24 protein-coding genes are annotated in these 20646 nt (G+C 68.6%); 16 read left to right on the top strand and 8 right to left on the bottom strand.

The window, feature by feature from the left end; all coding sequences use genetic code 11:
* Positions 1-97: 97 nt before the first annotated feature.
* A complete protein-coding gene (locus ACQP2E_RS05400) occupies positions 98-754 on the bottom strand; it encodes a response regulator (RefSeq protein ID WP_111648129.1) in 657 nt (218 codons plus the stop codon).
* Positions 755-981: 227 nt separating this feature from the next.
* Here ACQP2E_RS05400 and ACQP2E_RS05395 point away from each other — a divergent pair, with 227 nt between their 5' ends.
* From ACQP2E_RS05395 to ACQP2E_RS05380, 4 genes are all read left to right on the top strand, one after another.
* On the top strand, positions 982-1464 hold the full coding sequence (locus ACQP2E_RS05395) for a hypothetical protein (protein ID WP_433828765.1): 483 nt from the start codon (positions 982-984) through the stop codon (positions 1462-1464).
* Between the two features lie 13 nt (positions 1465-1477).
* A complete protein-coding gene (locus ACQP2E_RS05390) occupies positions 1478-2062 on the top strand; it encodes a class I SAM-dependent methyltransferase (RefSeq protein ID WP_433828764.1) in 585 nt (194 codons plus the stop codon).
* A gap of 142 nt (positions 2063-2204) precedes the next feature.
* Positions 2205-2603: a MarR family winged helix-turn-helix transcriptional regulator gene (locus ACQP2E_RS05385; protein ID WP_433828763.1), complete on the top strand. Its 399-nt coding sequence runs from the start codon at positions 2205-2207 to the stop codon at positions 2601-2603.
* Positions 2600-4234, top strand: coding sequence for an MDR family MFS transporter (locus ACQP2E_RS05380; RefSeq protein WP_433828762.1), 1635 nt, complete (start codon positions 2600-2602; stop codon positions 4232-4234). The genes ACQP2E_RS05385 and ACQP2E_RS05380 overlap by 4 nt, the downstream gene beginning before the upstream one ends.
* Before the next feature lie 57 nt (positions 4235-4291).
* Here the strand turns inward: ACQP2E_RS05380 and ACQP2E_RS05375 are convergent, their stop codons facing one another.
* The 3 genes from ACQP2E_RS05375 to ACQP2E_RS05365 form a co-directional block, all read right to left on the bottom strand.
* Positions 4292-4594 carry an antibiotic biosynthesis monooxygenase family protein gene (locus ACQP2E_RS05375; RefSeq protein WP_433828761.1) on the bottom strand — a complete coding sequence of 101 codons (303 nt, stop codon included), beginning with the start codon at positions 4592-4594 and terminating at the stop codon, positions 4292-4294.
* 61 nt (positions 4595-4655) lie between these two features.
* On the bottom strand, positions 4656-5462 hold the full coding sequence (locus ACQP2E_RS05370; RefSeq protein WP_433828760.1) for an ANTAR domain-containing protein: 807 nt from the start codon (positions 5460-5462) through the stop codon (positions 4656-4658).
* A gap of 325 nt (positions 5463-5787) precedes the next feature.
* A complete protein-coding gene (locus ACQP2E_RS05365; protein ID WP_433828759.1) occupies positions 5788-6291 on the bottom strand; it encodes a DUF1360 domain-containing protein in 504 nt (167 codons plus the stop codon).
* An 87-nt stretch (positions 6292-6378) separates the two neighbouring features.
* On the opposite strand from ACQP2E_RS05365, the gene ACQP2E_RS05360 reads away from it, so the two are divergent.
* The 3 genes from ACQP2E_RS05360 (at position 6379) to ACQP2E_RS05350 (ending at position 8405) form a co-directional block, all read left to right on the top strand.
* The gene (locus ACQP2E_RS05360) at positions 6379-6813 is read left to right on the top strand and encodes a hypothetical protein (RefSeq protein WP_433828758.1); all 435 of its coding nucleotides are present in this window, start codon (positions 6379-6381) and stop codon (positions 6811-6813) included.
* A gap of 12 nt (positions 6814-6825) precedes the next feature.
* A complete protein-coding gene (locus ACQP2E_RS05355; protein WP_433828757.1) occupies positions 6826-7152 on the top strand; it encodes a DUF3817 domain-containing protein in 327 nt (108 codons plus the stop codon).
* Between the two features lie 293 nt (positions 7153-7445).
* Positions 7446-8405: an NlpC/P60 family protein gene (locus ACQP2E_RS05350; RefSeq protein ID WP_433828756.1), complete on the top strand. Its 960-nt coding sequence runs from the start codon at positions 7446-7448 to the stop codon at positions 8403-8405.
* Between the two features lie 53 nt (positions 8406-8458).
* On the opposite strand, the gene ACQP2E_RS05345 is transcribed toward ACQP2E_RS05350, so the two are convergent.
* Complete coding sequence (locus ACQP2E_RS05345) at positions 8459-9460, bottom strand: sigma-70 family RNA polymerase sigma factor (protein ID WP_433828755.1); 1002 nt, start codon at positions 9458-9460, stop codon at positions 8459-8461.
* A 532-nt stretch (positions 9461-9992) separates the two neighbouring features.
* Between ACQP2E_RS05345 and ACQP2E_RS05340 the strand changes: the two genes are divergently transcribed.
* The gene (locus ACQP2E_RS05340; RefSeq protein ID WP_433828754.1) at positions 9993-10682 is read left to right on the top strand and encodes an SDR family NAD(P)-dependent oxidoreductase; all 690 of its coding nucleotides are present in this window, start codon (positions 9993-9995) and stop codon (positions 10680-10682) included.
* A gap of 67 nt (positions 10683-10749) precedes the next feature.
* On the opposite strand, the gene ACQP2E_RS05335 is transcribed toward ACQP2E_RS05340, so the two are convergent.
* Entirely contained in the window at positions 10750-11493 is a 744-nt protein-coding gene (locus ACQP2E_RS05335) for a dTMP kinase (protein ID WP_433828753.1), read from the bottom strand.
* A 140-nt stretch (positions 11494-11633) separates the two neighbouring features.
* Between ACQP2E_RS05335 and ACQP2E_RS05330 the strand changes: the two genes are divergently transcribed.
* The 7 genes from ACQP2E_RS05330 to ACQP2E_RS05300 all read left to right on the top strand — a co-directional run bounded on the left by ACQP2E_RS05330 (position 11634) and on the right by ACQP2E_RS05300 (position 16966).
* Positions 11634-12215: a nucleotidyltransferase family protein gene (locus ACQP2E_RS05330; RefSeq protein ID WP_433828752.1), complete on the top strand. Its 582-nt coding sequence runs from the start codon at positions 11634-11636 to the stop codon at positions 12213-12215.
* A 1-nt stretch (position 12216) separates the two neighbouring features.
* A complete protein-coding gene (locus ACQP2E_RS05325; protein WP_433828751.1) occupies positions 12217-12465 on the top strand; it encodes a hypothetical protein in 249 nt (82 codons plus the stop codon).
* A complete protein-coding gene (locus tag ACQP2E_RS05320; protein WP_433828750.1) occupies positions 12462-13205 on the top strand; it encodes a metallophosphoesterase family protein in 744 nt (247 codons plus the stop codon). The genes ACQP2E_RS05325 and ACQP2E_RS05320 overlap by 4 nt, the downstream gene beginning before the upstream one ends.
* Positions 13206-13250: 45 nt before the next feature.
* Complete coding sequence (locus ACQP2E_RS05315) at positions 13251-13397, top strand: GPGG-motif small membrane protein (RefSeq protein ID WP_181557729.1); 147 nt, start codon at positions 13251-13253, stop codon at positions 13395-13397.
* Between the two features lie 191 nt (positions 13398-13588).
* A complete protein-coding gene (locus ACQP2E_RS05310) occupies positions 13589-14551 on the top strand; it encodes an MHYT domain-containing protein (protein ID WP_433828749.1) in 963 nt (320 codons plus the stop codon).
* Positions 14552-14617: 66 nt separating this feature from the next.
* Positions 14618-15313, top strand: a complete 696-nt coding sequence (locus ACQP2E_RS05305) for an HD domain-containing protein (protein ID WP_433828748.1) — start codon at positions 14618-14620, stop codon at positions 15311-15313.
* 27 nt (positions 15314-15340) lie between these two features.
* Positions 15341-16966: a glycoside hydrolase family 13 protein gene (locus tag ACQP2E_RS05300; RefSeq protein ID WP_433828747.1), complete on the top strand. Its 1626-nt coding sequence runs from the start codon at positions 15341-15343 to the stop codon at positions 16964-16966.
* On the opposite strand, the gene ACQP2E_RS05295 is transcribed toward ACQP2E_RS05300, so the two are convergent.
* Positions 16874-18334 (bottom strand): MFS transporter, encoded by a 1461-nt coding sequence (locus ACQP2E_RS05295; RefSeq protein WP_433833774.1) that lies wholly within the window; start codon positions 18332-18334, stop codon positions 16874-16876. The two genes, ACQP2E_RS05300 and ACQP2E_RS05295, sit on opposite strands and share 93 nt — an antisense overlap.
* A 134-nt stretch (positions 18335-18468) precedes the next feature.
* Here ACQP2E_RS05295 and ACQP2E_RS05290 point away from each other — a divergent pair, with 134 nt between their 5' ends.
* Positions 18469-19617, top strand: a complete 1149-nt coding sequence (locus tag ACQP2E_RS05290) for a glycosyltransferase (protein ID WP_433828746.1) — start codon at positions 18469-18471, stop codon at positions 19615-19617.
* Here the strand turns inward: ACQP2E_RS05290 and ACQP2E_RS05285 are convergent.
* Positions 19568-20566: a glycerophosphodiester phosphodiesterase family protein gene (locus ACQP2E_RS05285; protein ID WP_433828745.1), complete on the bottom strand. Its 999-nt coding sequence runs from the start codon at positions 20564-20566 to the stop codon at positions 19568-19570. The two genes, ACQP2E_RS05290 and ACQP2E_RS05285, sit on opposite strands and share 50 nt — an antisense overlap.
* Positions 20567-20646 lie beyond the last annotated feature (80 nt).

Here is a 20646-nt window from a genome sequence, read left to right as displayed (position 1 = left end):
GGTACGGTCCACTGCGATACCTCCCTGCGACGCCTCTCGGGTAAGGCCCCCGAATGGAGTACGGAAGGAATCGCCTGTCGGATGAGTGACCGGCGATTTACCGCGGGTCAGGTCGGACGAGACCGCGACGATTGGCGATCGCGACCGCCTCGAGCTGGCTGTGCGCGCCCAGTTTGGCGAGCACGGCTTTCTGATATCCGCGGCACGTGTGCACGCTGATCCCGAGCCGCCGGGCCACCGCACGAGCGTCCAGACCGGCCGCCATCAGCTGCAACACCTCGTCCTCACGAGCGGTGAGACCGCTGGCCCGGGGCACGCTCACCGGCGACGTGCTGCGTAGCAGCCGAGCCAGGATGTCGGTGGAGACGGTCATGCCACCCACGTGCGCGGTACGCAACGCGTTCAGCACATCGCCGAGCGCACCGTTCTTGGACAGGAACCCGGCGAACCCGGCGGCGGTCGCCCGGCGTACCAATGCCTGCTCCTCGCTCGCAGTGAGGATCACCACACGCGAATCGGGCTGGCGCACCCTGATCAACTCGGCGATCGCGATGCCGTCGGCATCGGACAGTTCCGGATCGAGCAGGATGACGTCGGGCGTCAGTTCCGCCGCAAGGCTCAGCGCCTCCTGCCCGGTACGCGCGTGGCCCACCCACCGAAGATCGGGTTGACCAGCCAAAGCATGTCCGAGCAGCTCTGCGAAGGTCTGGTGACCGTCGACGACGAGGACTCGTATCGTCTCGCCGTTGTCCATACGTCACCTTCCTCTATCCGCCCGTCTGGGCTCCGCGCAGTCTAAGGATTACCCGCCTCGCTGGCGGCCCTACCAACAGACGGCCAATGCGGCACCGAGCCTGACACACCCGGTACACCCGACGCCGGGTTGCCTCCGAGCGGATGCGATAACCAGTCTTTCGGCCGAGTGTCCCCCTCGCTTTGGGGCCTTGCTGCCCCGGCCGTCGAAGCGCAGAGTTTGTGATCATGTTCGAGATCCAGCTCTTCGGCCGTCTCGAGGTCCGCACCCGGGGCATCAGCCTCTCCGGCGACGACTTCGGCGGCGAGCGTCCCCGTCACCTGCTCGCCCTCCTGGCGCTGCGCGGGGAGCGGTCGCTTGTGGATCTGGCGTACCTGGTGGGCGTGCCGGCCGTGACGCTGAAGGACGACCTCGCGGTGCTGCGCGACCGCCTCGAGCCGGGCGTCCGCAGCCGCGACTCGGTGATCGCCGGCCGCCGCAACCGGCTGTTCCTGGTCCCCGAGCGGGTCCGCGTCGACGTCGCCACCTTCGACGAGCTGATCGCCGCCGCCGCCGGCCGGACCGCCGAGCGCGCCGCCCGCCCGCTGACCGCCGCCGCGTACGTGGCGGCCCGCCCGCTGCTGGAGGACGTCGACACGCCGTGGGCCGCCGAGGCGCGGGGCGAATACCGGGCGAAGCTCATGATGAGCGCACAACCCATCCGGAGCTGAAAAGATCGGTGGGGTGTTTTCCACCCAACTGAAACCGGTCCCGCTCACCCCGGAGATCAGCCTGCATCTGGCTGACGATCATCAGGGCCTGTTCAGCGGCGACTTCCACAGCGATCAGCCTCCCCCGTTCTGGGCTTTCGTCTGGGCCGGCGGCCAGTCCCTGGCCCGCTATCTGCTCGACAACCCCGCTCAGGCGGCCGGCAAACGCGTCCTCGAGGTCGCCTGCGGTTCCGGGGTGGCCTCGATCGCGGCCGCCCGCTGTGGCGCGGCAAGCGTCTGCGCCACCGACATCGACCCGGACGCGGTGGCGGCCGCGCGCCGCAACGCCGCCGCGAACGGCGTGAACCTGGCCGAGACCGAGGACGCCCCTGATCTGGTCCTGGCCGGCGACGTCTTCTACAGCCCGTCGGTCGCCCCGCAGATGACATCGTTCCTGCGTGCGGCCCGCAAAGCGGGTGCCACGGTTCTGGTTGGCGATCCCGGACGCGGGTACTTCCCCGGTCGCCTCTTCGAACGGGTGGCTGAGTACACCGTCCCGGTGCCGGCCGCTCTCGAGGAGGCCGAGTCCCTGGTCTGCGGCATCTGGAAGATGAAATGAGAATGCGTTCATCACGCAACCACTTGTAGACTGCAAGCAAAACCTCGAGGGAGACGGCGGACGCTTGCCTCACGACCATGACACCGGCCAACTGGCCGATGAGATCGCCCGATTCATCCGATTGGGCGCTCGTTTCCGGGGCATGCTCAAAGTCGGAGACCTTGGTGCCGAGTTCTCCGCGCTCATGCTGCTGCGGCCGCTGCGCGAGCAGGGCCCGATGCGGGTCACCGACCTGGCCGAGATCAAGCAGGCCGACCCGTCGACGATCAGCCGGCAGGTCGCGCAACTGGTGAAAGCCGGGCTGGCTCGCCGTGAGGCCGACCCGGTGGACGGCCGTGCGTCGCGCCTCGCGGTCACCGAGTCCGGCGTGGCCGCCTGCGATCGGCTCCGGGACGCCCGGGTGGCGCTGCTCGCCAGCGCGCTGCACGAGTGGCCGGCCGAGCGGGTCGCCGCCTTCACCGACATGTTCGAAGAATTCAACAGCTTGATCGAGACGCATCTCCGGCTCGATCCCACCGCACCCCCACGGGAGAATCCGTGAGTCACCCGAGCCCACCGGCCACCGCACCGGTGGAATTCACCCACCGCCAGATCCTGACGATCCTCGGCGGCCTGATGATGGGCATGTTCCTGGCCGCCCTCGATCAGACGATCATGGCGACCGCGACCCGGACCATCGCCGACGACCTGCAAGGCTTCGACCTTCAGGCGTGGGCGACCACGGCGTTCCTGATCACCTCGACGATCTCCACGCCGCTGTACGGCAAGTTGTCCGACATCTACGGACGGCGCCCGTTCTTCCTCCTCGCCATCGGCATCTTCATCGTCGGTTCGTTCCTCTGCGGCCTCTCCGACAACATGTGGCAGCTGGCCGGGTTCCGGGCGATCCAGGGCATCGGCGCCGGCGGTCTCATGTCGCTGGCGCTGGCCATCATCGGCGACATCGTGCCGCCCCGTGAGCGCGCTAAATATCAGGGCTTCTTCCTGGCCGTCTTCGGCACCGCGAGCGTCCTCGGCCCGATCCTCGGCGGCTTCTTCGCCGGTGCCGACGAGCTGCTCTGGATGTCCGGCTGGCGCTGGGTGTTCTTCATCAACGTGCCGATCGGTCTCGCCGCGATGGCCGTCGTCGCGAAGGTGCTGCACCTGCCGCACCAGCGGGTCAACCACCGGATCGACTGGCCCGGCGCGCTCACCCTGATCCTCGGTCTGGTGCCGCTGCTGACCGTCGCCGAGCAGGGCCGTGACTGGGGCTGGGGCTCCGGCCGCTCGATCGCCTGTTATGTGGTCGGCGTGATCGGCATCATCGGATTCATCCTGGCCGAGAGGGCGTACAAGCACGAGGCCCTGCTGCCCCTGCGGCTCTTCAGCAACCGCACGGTCGCGGTCGGCGCCGCGTCCAGCACGATCCTCGGCATGGCGATGTTCGGCGGCCTGATGACCGTCCCGCTGTACCTGCAGATCGTGAAGGGCTCCACCGCCACGATGGCCGGCCTCCAGATGATCCCGTTCGTGTTCGGCATCATGGCCGGCTCGATCACCTCCGGTCAGCTGATCTCCCGGACCGGCCGTTACCGGATCTTCCCGATCATCGGCAGCTCGTTCATGGTGGTCGCGCTCTTCCTCTTCTCCCGGGTCGGCGCGGACACCCCGCTGTGGCAGACCATGCTGGTCATGGTGCTGATGGGCCTTGGCCTGGGCAGCAACATGCAGCCGATGATCACCGCGGTGCAGAACGCCGTCTCACCCCGGGAGATCGGTGTGGCGACCGGCGCGGTGACGTTCTTCCGCTCGATGGGCGGCACGCTCGGCACCGCGGTCTTCCTCTCGGTGCTCTTCAACGTCCTGCCCGGCAACATCGCCAGCTCGTACCAGGAGGCGGCGAAGGACCCGGCCTTCCAGCAGGCCGCCGCCGATCCAGCGCAACAGGCGCTGCTCGCGCAGGCACAGGGCGGCGACGCGCTCACCGACACCTCGTTCATCACCAAGCTGACCGACGTGGTCGCCCACCCATTCAAGGTCGGCTTCTCGGACAGCGTGCACGTGGTTTACCTGATGGCGTTCTTCATCATGCTTGTCGGCCTGATCGTGGTGCTCTTCCTGCCGGAGCTGCCGCTCCAGCAGCGCTCCGCGCAACAGGCCCGCGCCGAGGACGCCCTCAAGGCCGAGGCCTGACAAGATCAAGATCAAATTCCGAGGGTACGGGCGAAGCACCCCGTACCCTCGGAAAACTTATTTCTGGACCGACTGGACGACCTCGAACTCCAGGAGACTGGCACCACTGGCGACCGGCTTGGCCCGCTCGCCCGAGTGCGCCTCCTTGGCGCCGCCACTGGACCACGCCTGGAACGCTTCCTCGGACTCCCAGCGGGTGTAGACGAAGTACCGGTTGTCGCCGGACACCGGGCGCAGCAGCTCGAACCCGAGGAAGCCCGGGGAGTTCTCCACGGCGCCCTGCCGGGCGGCGAACCGCTTCTCCAGCTCGGGGCCGGCGCCCTCGGGAACCTCAATCGCGTTGATCTTCACAACAGCCATGCCGTCACGCTACTGCGCCTGGCTGGGAGCAACCGGACGCGCATGAGGGCAGGCGCCCGGTTCACCCGCCGGACTTGCGGGCCGCGGCGGCCACCAGGCGCTCGGCGACGACGCGTCGATCCAGGCCAAGGCGCTGGGCGCTCTCCTGGAGGATCGCGTACGCCTCCTGCACGCCGCAGCCGCGCTGAGCGATTATCACGCCGACCGCCCGGTCGACCTCGGCGCCCTCGGTGAGCGCCGCACGCCGGCCCAGCTCGCCGAGCAGCACCTCGGCCTGCCCGCCGATGGCCATCGCGGTGACCAGCAGCTCGGGGCCGGGGTCGCCGGCCTCCTCCAGGTACACGCTGAGCCCGCCGACCGCGGTGCGCCGCACGTCGAGCGGGATCGCCGCGACCGCGCGCACCCCGCTCGACGTCGCGGCCTCACGCAGCTGCGGCCACCGCTCGTCGACGGTCAGGTCGCCGGAGGTCACCAGGGTGCGGGTCCGTGCTGCTTCGAGCCCGGGTCCGGTGCTCATCTCGTACTGTCGCCGGTCGAAGATCTCGCCCGCGGAGCCGGAGGCGGCCTCGGTGAGCGGGCCGCCCTCACCGATGAGCGCGACCGAGCAACGGATCGCACCGGGCAGGGAGCCAACCGCGAACGCGGTGAGGCGATCAAGGGCACGCGGCAGCGTGTCCGCGGAGAGCAGTCGGACCGTCAGCTCGTGCAGCATCCCGGCGAGCTCGACCGGGTGTGGACCGGCGCCGGCGGGGATGTCACCGGCGAAAAGGCCCGACGGGGAACGCCGTGACCTGCGGGAACTGAGGGTGCGTCGGAGCGAGCGGCCGCCTGTGGAGGCTGCCGGGACGCGACGCTGCGGAACGGACACGCCAGGATCCTGCCACGTCGATGAGAAATCTGGGTGGTCGAGGTGCCCCGTTCGAGGGGTCCTGTCCCGATAAACCTTCTCGCCCGCCGAAGACGAGAAATTAGGTGAAAATTAGTACGCCGCCCCCCGGCGAACCGGGAGACGGCGCTGAGTGCCGGTGTGCAGGTCGCCTCGCGGCGAAAGGCTCAACACGGCTCCAGCCGAACTGGTATTCCGTGCAGGCAAAGGGTGAGGCCCGGGGACACTGGGCACACCAGCATTCGTTCTCAACTGTCGGTCGCCCCGCACGATTCCTGCAGTGGTTGTGACCTGGATCACACTAGGCTCAACCTTCCGCCTTCTCCTTCGCGATCGAGTACGCCATCTGGAGGAAGTCGGAAACCGCGGTGGCGGTGAGCACCGTTGCGGCGAGCCGGGTGAACCGGGGAACGAGTACGAGGCCGCCGGTGAGCCCGGTCGCCACCCAGACAGCCAGGCAGAACGGGCAGGTGACCAGCTCGCCGATGCCGTGCCGGACGCTGCTGCCCTCGTCCCGGACCTCCTCGTTGAGCTCCGCGGCGCCGGCCGGTTCGGCGTACCGGGTGAAGGGCGCCCGCAGCGGGCTGGTCACCGAGTCCTTGGCGATCAGCCGGCTGAGCTTGTGGGTGGCGATGGAGATCAGCGCCACGTCGGCGAGAGCCGGACGCTGCGGAACCGGGGCGCCGGTCAGCTTGGCGGCGGCCACCAGGCTCGCGGACAGGACACCGAAGGCACCCATCGTCACGACATAGCCGTCAAGCGGCCGGTGCTCGTGCGGCGAGTACGCCCGGGCCAAACGCGCTTGGGTCATCGTGCACCTCCGATCTTTCGGGTTCCGTCCGTGAAGCACCGTTGCCCGACCCGTCCGGCACCAAACCCCCGCCGGTACGCTCGGGGCATGAGAGGGCTGTGGACACCCGCATGGATGGCCCGTCATCTGCTCGCGATCGTGCTGACCGCGGGCTGTCTCGGCCTGGGCTGGTGGCAGTTCAGCCGTGCGGCCTCCGGCAACTCGATCAGCTGGGGCTACATGTTCCAGTGGCCGGTCTTCGGCGGTTTCGTGGTCTTCATCTGGCTCCGCGAGGTCCAGCTGGCCAAACGCAAGGCCGCCGGCGAGCCGCTGGAGGAGCCCGCCGCCCCCGCTCCGGAGACGCCGCGCGCGCCCGGCGCCCCGGTCACCTTCGGCCGCCCGGTGCGCGTCGACGCCCGTCCGTCCGCAGCGGACGCCGACGACCCGGAGCTGGACGCGTACAACGACTACCTGGCCTGGCTCGCTGCCCACCCGGGCGCCCGGCACATCGATTACCCCGGCCGCACCCAAGCAGAGAAGTAGGAGACACCCGCCGTGCAGGGAGCCCTGACCCGTTACCGGACCATCGCCTGGATCGTCGGCGTCGTCCTCATCGTCCTGGTCGTGATCGGCATGCCGCTGAAGTACCTGGGCGACAACCCGATCGTCGTCGAGACCGTCGGGCCCTTCCACGGCTTTCTCTACATGGTCTATCTGGTGCTGACGTTCGACCTGTCGCGCCGGGCGCAGTGGCCGTTCAGCCGAATGCTGCTCGTCATGCTGTCCGGCACCATTCCGTTCCTCTCGTTCTGGGCCGAGCGCAAGGTCACCAAGAACTGGGTTCCGGTCGCCGACAATTCACGCTTAGCTGTTGTGGAATGACAGTCCGTTATCGGGATTAATCGCACAACAGCGACTATTGGCATAATTCACTCGGCCAGGCCTTGATTTCTTTTCTCCCGCCGATAAGTTGATGCGGTTGGTTCGGTCCGCAGCCACAAACCCTCCTGTGGCGCCGGCCAACGCCGCCGAATCAATCGCGGCCATCCGGCGCCTTCTCCCCCTACGGTGCCGGCAACCGCGAACCGAACCGGGTGGCGGCTGGGCCTTCTTCCCGCCCACGCCCGTCGGACGCACCTGGTAGGCGGCGCAGCGGAAGAAAGGCCCTCTGACCAGTGCCACACCCCCGTACCCGGCTCCGGGCGCTCGTGGTCGCACTCACCACGTTCGCGATCACCCTGTCGGGAGCCAGTGCCGCGCATGCGGCGCCGTCCGCCGAGCTCAAGAAGAAGATCAAGGCGGCCGAGGAGAAGCTGGAAGACGTCACCGAGTCGTACAACAAGATGCGGCTCGAACTCAAGGAAACCAAGGCCGAGTCGAAGCAGCTCGAATCTTCGCTGAAGCCGACCGAGATCGCGCTCGCCGCGGCCACCGCCAAGGTACAGACGATCGCCACCACGACGTACATGCAGGGCCGTCCCGGCGGGATGACCGTCCTGGTCGCCGGCGACCAGGGCAGCCTCCTGGAGCGTCTGACGTTCCTTGAGCAGATCTCCCGGACGAACCAGCAGAACATCGACACGTACACCGAGACCACTCAGACGTACGCGGAACGCAAGGCCGCTCTCAAGACCACTCAGGCCAAGCAGACCGCGCAGGTCAAGGAGCTCTCCCAGCGCAAGGACAAGATCGAGGGCGACCTCGACGACCTGTACGACATGCGCGAGGCAGCGTACGGCAGCGCCACCGAGGACTCCGGGTCCTACACCGGCAAGATCCCGAGCATCGCCGGCTCGGCGGGTAAGGCGGTCACCTACGCCTTCAACGCCATCGGCAAGCCGTACGGCTACGGCGACGACGGTCCCAGCTCCTACGACTGCTCGGGGCTGACCTCGGCGGCGTGGGCGGCGGCGGGCAAGTCACTGCCACACAACGCGGCAGCGCAGTACAGCGCCACCGCAAGGATCAGCAAGGCCGACCTCAAGCCGGGTGACCTGATCTTCTACCGGTCGAACGGGCACGTCGCGCTCTACGTCGGCGACGGCAAGATCATCGACGCGCCATCGGCAGGCCGGGACGTGCTGTACCGCGGAATGAACATCATGACCCCGAACGGATACGGCCGGGTCAAGTAACACCAGCACGAAAAGGCCGGCGCCCCTGAAGGGTGCCGGCCTTTTGTTTACTCTCAGGCGGCCTGGAGGCCCTCGGCCCGGGCCAGCTCACGCAGCCGGCCGAGCGCCTGGATCTCCAGCTGGCGGATGCGCTCGCGGCTCAGCGAGAAGCGCGAGGCCACCTCGGTCAGCGAGTGCTCACGGCCGTCCTCGAGGCCGTAACGCGCCCGCATGATGCCGGCCGACCGGTCGTCCAGGTGGTTCAGCAGGCCCTCGATGCGCTGGCGCTCCAGGGCGCTCAGCACGATCTCCTCCGGGGAGGGGGCGTCGCTGTCGGCGACCAGGTCGCCGAGGTTGGTGTCGCCGTCGTCGCCGACGGGGGTGTCCAGCGAGACGGTGTCCTGAGCCCAGCGGGTGAGCTCGTTGACCCGCTCCACTGTCACACCGAGCGCCGCGGCGATCTGCTCCGGCTCGGGGTCACCGCCCAGCTCACGGACGAGCTGACGGGTGACGTTGCGCATCCGGTTGACGTCCTCGACCAGGTGCACGGGGAGACGGACGGTGCGCTCCTGCTGAGCGATGGCCCGGCTGATCGCCTGGCGAACCCACCAGGTGGCGTACGTCGAGAACTTGAAGCCCTTTTCGTAGTCGAACTTCTCCACGGCGCGGACCAGGCCGGTGTTGCCCTCCTGGATCAGGTCGAGCATCGGCATGCCGGAGCGGACGTACCGGCGGGCGATCGAGACGACCAGCCGCAGGTTGGCCCGGATGAACAGGTCCTTCGAGTGCTGGCCGTCGGAGACGATCCGCTCCAGCTCTTCCCGGCTCACACCACGCCGTTCCTCGCCCTGATCGAGCAGGTGCTGTGCGTAGAGGCCCGCCTCGATCGCACGGGAGAGCTGAACCTCTCGCTCGGCGTCCAACAGCGGCGTCCGGGAGATTTCGTGCAGGTAGACTCCGACGAGGTCGCGTTCCTCGGCGACCTGATCGGTACGCATCACGGTGCTCTTCTCCACGTTGCCCACGGTCCCCTCATTGCCGTCACTAACCCTGTTACGGGCATTACCTGCGTCCATCAGCCCTCTCCCGTAACGTCCGCAGCTCGTGCATTGCGGTTGCTGACATCCACATAACAAATTGCAGCCTGCACTGATTCCGGCTGGCGGATCGAAAGTGTCACGAACGCCTGGGTGATAGCTGAGAACCCAGTGCGGGGAAGCTGAGTGCGGTCTCTTGCGGTCTGTCCTGTGGACAGCCGGATACCCGTCGCGCGTCTCTCATAACACCATCGGCCTCTCATCGATCACAGCGACGGGCATCACCCTGGGCTACGCGATGCTCGTCACCCCGGAGTACGGAAATCGCGCTCGGCGGGTTCATGTGCAGCATCGGCCGTCCGATGACAGGCCTGAAACAAACGCCTCGGGCAAAAGAACCCCGCACCTCGGGCGCGAACGGGACCACCGGTCACAATGCGCCACGCCGCGCCGCAGATCACTCGCCCATCAGAGTGACGCCGCTTTCGGGTCGAACATTCCCAGGTGGTAGCCAGGTGGGGCCTCCAAGTGAGCAACAGCACAGACACCGTCGTGTGACAAGCTTCGCCGCATGACGGACACGCGTACCGCGCTCGTGACGGGCGGCACCGGCGGATTGGGCACCGCGACGATCTCTGCATTCCTCGCGGCGGGATGGCGGGTGGTCGCGCCGGCCCGCCCCGGAACGGCCGACCGGTTGCCGGCCGGCGCAATCGCCGTCGATGCGGATCTCACCGATGCGGCTCAGGTCAGAGCCGCGGCCGAGTCGGCGGCAGGCGATCAGCGCGCCCCACTCAAGGCGGTGGTCAATCTCGCCGGTGGGTACGCGGGAAGCGGGCTGATCGCTGACACACCGGTCGAGGAGTTCGAGGCGATGTTCACGGCGAACCTGCGGCCGACGTACCTGACCACGGCGGCTGCCCTGCCGCACCTGGTGGCCGCGGGCGGGGGCTCGGTCATCTGTGTCTCCTCCCGTGCCGCGGTGTCGCCGTTCCCCGGAGCGGCCGGATACGTGACCTCCAAGGCCGCCGTGCTGGCGTTCGCCGAGACGGTCGCGGTCGAGTACAAGAAGCAGCACGTGCGCTGCAACACGGTGCTGCCCAGCATCATCGACACCCCGGCCAACCGGGCCGCCCAGCCGGACGCCGACGTCAGCCGCTGGGTCAGCCCCGAGGAGATCGCCGCGGTGATCCTGTTCCTGGCGTCGGACGCGTCCGCGCCGACCAGCGGCGCCCGGGTCCCGGTTTACGGCGCCGCCTGAGCTACTGCGGCTGGCTGAGCGACTCCAGCCGGCAGAGCGACTCCAGCTCTCAGAGCGACTCCAGCTCTCAGAGCGACTCCGCGAGCTGCAGTCCGAGCATTGCGAACGCGGCCAGCAGCGGCGCGGCGGCGAGCACCAGCGTGCGCGTCGCCGGCCGGTGCCGCGGCGTGGGCACGATCACCGGCCGGGCTGCCATCCGGGCCTTGAGCTCGGTCTGGATGGCGGCGGCCACCTCGTCCGGGGTGCCGTTCGCGTCGATCACCACGAAACTGGGGAACTCCGGCAGCGAGCGGTACGCGGCATCGGCGGCCCGCAGATAGTCCATCTCCTCGTGGTCGTAACCACGGCGGTCGATCCGCAGCTGGGCCACGGCAGGGTCGACAGCGAGCAGGAACGTGACGTCGGGCGCCGGGAACAGCCGGTAGGCAAGCCGTGCCCGGCGCTCGGCGACCGGCTTCGCACCCCGGGCCCGCAGGCTCGCGTACTGGCAGTACGCGTACCGATCCATCACCGCGATGTCCCGGGCGAAGGCTCGGCGCAGGATCGTGCGCAGAATGGCGAGCCAGCGCAGCACCGACTCGATGCCGAGCATCGCCCGGCGGCCCACCAGTTCCTCGGCGTCGGCACGTCCGAAGAAGCCCGCGACCCGGCCGACCCAGTGACGGCCGCCGGCATTGCGGCGGTAACCGGCCGCGATGCCGGCGGCGGTCAGCTCATCGGCCAGCCGGTGTGCCTGGGTCGTCTTTCCGGAGCCGTCGATGCCGATGAGGGCGACCGTCCGGACGGCCGGGGACTTCTGCTGGGGAGCCATACCAACTTACGGTAGCGCCGGCCTGCACGTTCCGTTCCGCACCGAAGGGTGCCCCGGCCGGGCGAGAATGGCCCCGGGGGTTCAAGGTGGGACGACTCCGGGTAGTCGTTCACAGACCGGACACGGACCAGGAGGTCGCCATGCCACACCGTGTGGATGAGGGATTGGCCGTCACCTTGAAGCGCGTAGCGTCCACGCTCAAGGGCGCGGACATCCCCTTCGCGCTGGGCGGGAGCTTCGCTGTGTACGCGCGCGGCGGGTACTCCAGCGACCATGACGTGGATTTTCTGATCCGCGAACAGGACAAGGACCGGGCTCTGCAGGAGCTCGCGGCCGTCGGTTTCGAGACCGAACAGCCACCGGAAGACTGGCTGGTCAAGGTATACGACGAGGGCCGGATGGCGGACCTCATCTACCGGCCGGTGGAGTCACCGGTGACCGACGAGACGCTTCAGGACACCGACCAGATCTCGGTCGAGGCGATCTACATGCCGGTTCTCTCCGCGAGCCAGCTGATGGTCCACAAGCTGCTCAGCTACAGCCAGCACTACTGCGATTTCGCCACCGGGCTTCCGGTTGCCCGCTCGCTGCGGGAGCAGATCGACTGGGACCGGGTACGCCGGGAAACCGCCAAGTCGCCGTACGCGGACGCGTTCTTCGTGCTCCTCGACCGGCTGGACGTGGCGTCGTTCCCGGCCCACGAGCTGAAGGTAGGGGGATGAGATGACCAACCAGATCGACCTGGAAGCCGAGATCCAGCGGCTGCTCACCGAGCACGACCGGATCGCCGAGCAGGGAATCACGATCCAGCGCCGGGAGCACGCGATAGTCCTCGGCGGGGAGGTGGAGAGCGCTCAGCGGCGCGACGAGATCTGCCGGCAGATCACCGACCGCTTCCCGGAGATCGAGATCACCTGCGACATCGGCATCACCCGCGCACAGGCGCCCATCGAGGTGGAGGAGATTTCATGATCCGGATCGCCGCCGTGGGCGACGTCCACGTGGACAAGGACGTTCTGGGCCGTTACCGGCCTGCCCTGGAGGAGCTCCCCGATCGGGCCGACGCGCTGCTGATCGCCGGTGACCTCACCCGGCACGGCACCGTCGAGGAGGCCCGCTGCTTCGCTCAGGAATTCGGCGGGCTCGGCGTACCGGTCGTGGTGGTGCTCGGCAATCACGATCATCAGAGCGACCTTCAGGACGCCGTCACCGGGACGCTCACCGACGCGGGCATCACCGTGCTGGAGGGTTCGGCGACGGTCCTGGAGATCAACGGCCATCGGCTCGGCATTGCCGGCAGCAAGGGGTTCGGCGGAGGATTCGCCGGGGCCTGCGCCAGCAACTTCGGCGAGCGGGAGATGAAGAACTTCGTCGGCACCACCGAGGAGTTCGCGGCCCGGCTCGGCGAGGCGCTGCGGTCGGTCGAGTGCGACGCCCTGGTAGCGCTCACCCATTACGCCCCGGTGCCGGAAACCCTGATCGGCGAGCCGCTGGAGATCTACCCGTTCCTCGGCTGTTATCAGCTCGGCCAGGCCATCGACTCGGCGCCGACCGCGCTGGCCCTGCACGGGCACGCGCACCACGGCTCGGAACGCGGCCGTACGCCCGGCGGCGTTCCGGTCCGCAACGTGGCACATCCGGTCATCAAGCAGGCGTACAACGTGTACCAACTGCTGTCTGAAACCGTTGATACCGAACTGTTGTCTGCCTGATTGATCACAGGTTTTCAATTTCCGGGCTCCGGGTAATCGAAGGCCATGGCTCTTCTACTCTGGATTCTCGCCGTCATCCTCGTCGTCTCCGGCATCCTCGCGCTGTTCCGCAGGCAGGTCCTCTGGGGGGTTGTGCTGATCATCGTCGGCCTCCTCGTCGGCCCCGGTGGAGTCAGCATCTTCAACGTATGACGCCGTGACCCATCCACGGCCTTAGCGTCAACCGGGGTCGCCGCCGCTTCGTCCGAGATCGAAAAGACTCGGGCGGGGTGACGGTGGTCCCGGTTCTCTTTGGCCTGCCGACGCACATGAGGTGCGATGTACGGTCGCTGATTTCTGACTGAATCCCCCGCGGACGATCGCCGACTCCCGCGAGGTAACCAGTGGCTCACGTGCATCACTTCACCTATGGGGCGTTCAACCCGATAGCCGCCTATCTCCTGGCGTTTCTCGGTTCGTTCCTCGGCCTGCTCTGCACCGGACGGGCGCGCGACGCGCACAGTCGCGGCCGGCGCAACCGATGGCTGGTGATCGCGGCGTTCGCGATCGGTGGAGGCGGCATCTGGCTGATGCATTTCTCGGCGATGCTCGGTTTCGACGTCCCGGACAGCCCGGTTCGGTACGACTTCACGCTGACCCTGCTCAGCCTTCTGTTCTCGGTGCTGACCGTCGGCATCGGGCTGATGGTGGTGGGGCACGGCAAACGCAGCACCGCCCGGATCCTCACGGCCGGCGCGCTGACCGGCAGCGGCGTCGTCGCCATGCACTACACCGGCATGGCGGCCATGCGGATCTCGGCCACCATCCACTACTCCCCCGCGCTTGTCGTCGCCTCGGCGGCGATCGCGCTCGCGGCCAGCACTGTCGCGCTCTGGTTCGCCGTCTCGGTTCGTGGCTGGCTGAAAATCATCGGCGCCGCCGCCGTGATGGCCGTTGCGGTCTGCGGCATGCACTACACCGGGATGGCCGCCATGTCGGTCGAGCTGGACCCGGCCGGCACCCCGCCCGGCGGCATCCGCCCGCTCACCATGCTCGTGCCGATCACGGTGATCACCGCGGCCACCATCATCGGGGTGGCCCTGAGCGCGTTGCAGGCGATGACCGAGGAGGAGTTCACCGACGGCGCCGGCACACCGAAACGTGGTGTGCACGCGGAGAACCCGCCGCCCTGGTCGCTCAAGAACTCCTCGATGGGCGCGGTACGCCTCACCCCCGCAGCCCGTGCCGTGGTGGCCGGACGCACCTCCGCCAACCGGCCCTCCCCCGGCCCACGGCCGTCGCCCCGGCCCGTTCCGGCGGCCCCGGCCGCCACGCCCGCCGCACCACCGGCCACCTCGGGTGGCTGAGAGAAACCCACAAGCCGCCGTGATCGGGTATATCTGATCGGCATGGCACCACGGATGCTGCTCTCGATGCCACTTCACGCGATCACGGAGGTGTACGGCGAGGCCGGGTTACGTGACCGGTTCGCCCTGGAGCTGGAGTCCTTCCCCGACCCCGACCGCAAGCAGCTGACCGAGGCGCTCGACCTCGCCGCCGCCCTGCACGCCGAGGACCGGCGGGTCCGCGAGCCGTACCTGAACCATCTGCTCCGGGTCGCCATCCGGATCATCAAGTACTACGGGGTACGCGACATCGACGTGCTCGTCGCGGCGCTGCTGCACGACGCCGTCGAGGACCATCCGGCCGAGCTCGGTGGCGTGCCCGAGCAGACCCCGTACCCGGAGGCCGTCGAGGCGGCCCTGGCCGAGCTGGGCCGGCGTTTCAACTGCCGGGTCGCCGACCTGGTCAGCTCGGTCACCAACCCGGAGTACGACCCGGGACGGGACCGGCACGAGCAGTACCGGGAACACGTCGCGGAGAGCCTGGAACGGGATCCGTGGGCGCGGGTGATCAAGATCTCGGACTTCACCGACAACGGTGTCGGGGTCATCCACACGACGATGGACAAGGCTTTCCGGTCGGCCACGAAGTACCGTCCGCTGGTCCCTACGCTGCGCGAACTCGTCGGGCGGCCGGACACTCCGCTCTCCACCCAGGCCAAGGAACACATCCTCGATCAGCTCGACCTGGCCGAGGAGCGATTCGCGGCCATTCTGGACGTCTGAGCCAGGGCGCGGCCTAACCTTTGACGCATGCCCTCCACAGAAGCCTGGTGGCGTGACGCCGTCATCTACCAGATCTACCCACGCTCGTTCGCCGACTCCAACGGTGACGGCATGGGCGATCTGCCCGGCATCACCGCACGCCTGCCCCAGCTCCGCCGGCTCGGCGTCGACGCCGTGTGGCTGTCCCCGTTCTACCCGAGCCCGCAGCACGACGCGGGTTACGACGTGGCCGACTACCGGGGCGTCGACCCGCGGTTCGGCTCGCTGGGCGACGCCGACAAGCTCATCGCCACCGCACACGAGCTCGGCCTCAAGATCATCGTGGATCTGGTGCCGAACCACACCTCCAGCGACCACGTCTGGTTCCAGGCCGCGCTGAACGCCGAGCCGGGCAGCCCGGAGCGTGAGCGCTACATCTTCCGTGACGGCAAGGGCGCCGGCGGAAACGAGCCGCCCAACTCGTGGCAGAGCGTCTTCGGCGGCTCCGCCTGGGAGCGGTTGCCCGGCGGCCAGTGGTTCCTGCACCTGTTCGACGTCTCCCAGCCGGACCTGAATTGGGATCACCCCGAGGTCCGTGCCGAGTTCCTCGACATCCTGCGGTTCTGGCTGGACCGGGGTGTCGACGGTTTCCGGGTCGACGTCGCGCACGGCCTGATCAAGGACGCCGAGCTGACCGACTGGACCAGCCAGGCCACCGTGCTCGGCGGCCTTGAGCCGGCCGGCCCGCCGCCGCCGATGTGGGACCAGGAAGGCGTGCACGAGATCTACCGGCAGTGGCGTGCCGTCCTCGACGGTTACCCGGGCGGGCGCATCCTGGTCGCCGAGGCGTGGGTGCAGCCCGAGGAGCGCCTGGCCCGTTACGTACGCCCGGACGAGATGCACCAGGCGTTCAACTTCCCGTACCTGGAGACGCCGTGGAAACCGGCTGAGCTTCGCGCGGTGATCGACTCCTCGCTCGCCGCGAACAGCTCGGTCGGCGCGACCACCACCTGGGTGCTGTCGAACCACGACGTGGTGCGGCACGCGTCCCGCCTCGGATTCCCGATCGGCGAGCCGCGCAAGCCCGGCATCGGCGCCGACGACCCGCAGCCGGACACCGGGCTGGGCCTGCGCCGGGCCCGCGCCGCGACGCTGCTGATGCTGGCGCTGCCCGGCTCCGCGTACCTGTACCAGGGTGAGGAGCTCGGTCTTCCGGAGCACACCACGCTCGCCGACGAGTACCGCGAGGACCCGGCGTGGGAACGCTCCGGGCACGCCGAGAAAGGCCGCGACGGCTGCCGGGTGCCGATCCCGTGGGAGGCGGACGCCCCGTCGTACGGTTTCGGCCCGGCGGACGCGAGCTGGCTGCCGCAGCCGGCGGTCTGGTCCGAGTACGCGCTGGACCGCCAGGTCGACGTGCCCGGCTCGACGTACGAGCTGTACCGCTCGGCGCTGGCCGCCCGGCGTGAGCACGGGCTCGGCTCCGGCACGCTGAGCTGGTCGGACGCGGGCGCCCAGGTGCTCTCGTTCCGCAACGGCGAGCTGCTGGCGCTCACCAACTTCGGCGACGAGCCGGTCGGATTACCGTCCGGCGCCCGGATCCTGCTGACCAGCGAACCCCTGGACGCCGACGGCCGGGTCCCCACCGACGTCACCGTCTGGGCGGTTGTCTGAGGCAACAGCCAGCAGGGCGGTGTGCGTTTCGGCCATGTCCGCCGCCACCGTCCTGCTGGCCAGCCAGTACATGATCCCGGTCGGGATGAAGAAGAACTGGAACGCGGCCAGCCCGACCGCGTAGTTCAGCGGCGGCGGGAACGCCCCGGCCAGCCCCCGGAAAGCGATGCCGACCAGCGCGTTGCCGCCGGCCCGGCCGACCCCGTTGATCAGGTTGCCGAGGCTGTAGACGGTGCCACGGTGCTGCGGCGGGTTCACGTCCGCGATCATGGCGAACCAGTTCGGTGAGTTCGCCGACGTCAGCATCAGCGCGAAGACCGCGATCGCCAGGCAGGCCGCGACGGTCGGCTCGGTCACCACGTTGGCCAGCACCGCACGGATCAGCTCACCGGTGCTCCCGCCGTCCGGAACGGTGATCTTCATGGGTACGAAGAACAGCACTACGTAGAACGGCACGGCGGCCAGGACACCGACCGAGGCGACAAGCGCCCGGCCCCTCGGGGTGCGCCGCTGCAGCCGGTCACCGGCGAGCCCGCCGAGGATCGACAGCGCCGCACCCAGCTGGAAGATCGTCGCGAAGATGCTGCCGACCAGCACCGCGGTGCCCGCCGAGTACCCCTGATCCTCGGCCCGGGCCCGGAACAGGATCGGCAACCAGACAAGCGATCCGAACGCGATCTGCGCGGTGCCACCCTGGAGGATCAACCAGACATTGGTACGCCTTTTCAGGATCACCGGGATGTCCTGATGGTGAATCCGCTCGTCGTACTCGACACCGGCCAGTTCAGGCTGGCTGTCGCCGCGCGGCACGTTGTAGGTCAGCAGGTACGCGCATGTGGCGATCACCCCGGCCGCCGCGGTCACCAGGAACGGCTGCCGCCAGTCGGCGTGCCCGAGAAGCCCGCCGACCAGGGTGCCGGCCAGCGTGCCGACCCCCTGCGACAGACCCCAGAAGCTCATCACCAGCCCACGCCGCCGCGGCGAGATCAGGTCGCTGACCACGGCGAAGCTGACCGAGGCCACCCCGCCGAGCCCGAACGCCGCGACCACCTGCGCGGACAGGAACGACGGATAACTCTCAGCGAGACCGGACCAGGCGGTGCCGATCACCCAGATCGTGGTGCCGGCCACCAGGACCGGCTTGCGGTCGGTGCGATCACCCACGTACGCGAAACCGATCGCCGCGACCGCACTGATCAGGAACATCGCCGTGGTGGCCAGCGCGATATGCCCCTCGCCGACACCCAGATCGTCGCCGATGCTGCCGTACAGCGGCGGAACGATGCCGATCGCCACGTTGTCGAGGGCGGCAAGGATCACGAAGACCACCACGCTGTACACGCGGTGCACAGTCCCGCCCCTGCCCATCACCCGCTGAGGCTATCCGCACCCGATACCCGCCAGCGCCCCGCACGGTGGCCGTCCCAGGTTGTTGTTGATCGTTAGGGAGGGCGTCAGCGGTGTGTTGCCTGCCGGACCACGGTCGCGGTTCACCTATTGGCATGCTGATCGCCCGCATCGCCAACTTCGTGCACGCAACGTCGGGTGGGCTTCGTACCGCCCTTCGGGAGCTGGGCCGGGGGTACCTCGAAGCCGGTCACGAGGCGGTGCTGATCGTGCCGGGTGCGATGGCGTCCGACGAGCAGACCGATTACGGGCGGGTCATCACGGTCCCCGGTCCGATGGTGCCGGGACTGGGCGGATACCGGGTTCTGCTGAACCGGATCGCGCTGGCCGGGCTGCTGCGGCGGCTGGAGCCGGATCGGATCGAGGTGCACGACCGGTCGACGCTGCGCTGGGCCGGGGCCTGGGCACGGCGGGCCGGGGTGCCGTCGCTGATGGTGTCGCACGAGAGCCTGGACGGGCTGCTGCGGCTCTTCGGGCCGGGTCCGGTCGGCCCGTGGATTGCCGGGGCGCTGAACCGGCGGACCGTGGCGGCCTTCGACACCGTGGTCTGCACGACCGGCTGGGCAGCACGGGAGTTCACCCGATTCGGCGGGGCTCCGGTACGCGTACCCCTGGGAGTTGATCTTGAAAGGTTTTCGCCCGGGCATCGTGATGCCGGCCGGCGCGGGACCGCTGAGGTCATGCTGTTGCACTGTGGACGGCTGTCGGCGGAGAAGCACCCGCATCTCTCCCTGAACACGCTCGCCGGGCTGCGGGCCGCCGGGATCGACGCCGAACTGGTGGTGGCCGGTGACGGTCCGCTGCGGGAGGCGCTGGAGTCCGAGGCCACCGAGCGGAAGTTGCCGGCCCGGTTCCTCGGGTACGTGCGTGACCCGCGTGCGCTGCTCGCCACCTCCGACGTGGTTCTGGCGCCCGGCCCGATCGAGACGTTCGGGCTGGCCGCACTGGAGGCGCTGGCGAGCGGCACACCGGTCGTGGTGCGTTCGGAGAGCGCGTTGCCCGAGGTGGTCGGCCTGGCCGGGGTGGCCGCGGCGGGCAACCCGGCCGGCTTCGCGACGGCAGTGAGTGAGCTGCTCGCCCGGCCGGAGAGCGAGCGCCGGGCGGCGGCACGCGCACAGGCCGAGCGTTATCCCTGGTCCCGGTCGGTGGATGGGTTCCTCGCCGCGCATGGCGCGGCGAGGATTCCGGTCAAGGTCAATGGCCCGGGTACGCCTTCGGCAGGCGCAGACCCCGTTCCTTCATGATCTGCCGCACCCGGTCCGGGTAGTTGGTGATGATCCCGTCGATGCCGAGATCCATCAGGGCTCTGACGGTCGCCGGGTCATCACAGGTCCACGGCACGACCTTGAGCCCGCGAGCATGCGCGTCCGCGATCATCTGCTTGTCCACGTAGAACCGGAAGGCCGGGTCGGCGACCGTGCCGTTCTGCGGGAAACCGTAGACCGGGGAGAGCGTGGTGACGCCCCGGATCGAGGCGGCGGCCCGGACGAAGTCGCCACCGAAGTCGTCGGCGTCGATCCCGCCCAGCCAGGGTGACGCGCCCGGCTTGCCGACCTGCAGGAAGTCGTCATTGGTCAGCGCCACGAGCGGCCAGCGCGGCGCGAGCAGGTGCATCGCCTTGAGCGCACCCCAGTCGAACGATTGAATGGTGACCTGGCGCTCGATGCCGGATTTCCGGATCTCCTCGAACACCCGGCGGACGAAGAGCTCGCGCGGCGCGGTCTGCTCCGGCGCGCCGGCCTCCACCTTCGTCTCGATGTTGAGCGTGACGTCCTTGGCCCGGTAACGCTTCACCAGGTTGAGCACGTCCTTGAGCTCGACGATCCGGGCGCCGGCGATCTGCTCCTGCTCTCCGAATCCGGGCAATTGCTGGAAGCCGCAGTCGAGCGTCTTGATCTGCGCGAGCGTGAGGTCCTTGATGTACCGGCCGACAAAGTCGCCCCGGCACTTCTGGGCGCTCACCTGCCGGTCATGGGTGACGACGACCTTCGAGTCCTTCGTCACCTGGGTGTCGAGCTCCAGGGTGCTGACACCGAGCCGGAGCGCCTTGGCGAACCCCTGCAGAGTGCTTTCGGTGGTCAGGCCGATGCCGCCGCGGTGTGCCTGCAGGTCGAATCGTTCATGCCCGTGGCCGTGGCCGCCGGTTGCCAGCGACGCGACGAGTACCAGGGACGTCAGAGCTGAACCAATCATGCGTGTCAATTTAGGTTCGGCACCTGGACACGGCGTGAACTCCGGAGGAGCGGAAACGGAAGCGGCGCCGCCTTCGCAGA

Source organism: Actinoplanes sp. CA-015351, assembly GCF_050955685.1.
In the GTDB taxonomy this organism is placed as follows: Bacteria; Actinomycetota; Actinomycetes; order Mycobacteriales; family Micromonosporaceae; genus Actinoplanes.
This window is presented reverse-complemented; position numbering and strand designations above follow the sequence as displayed.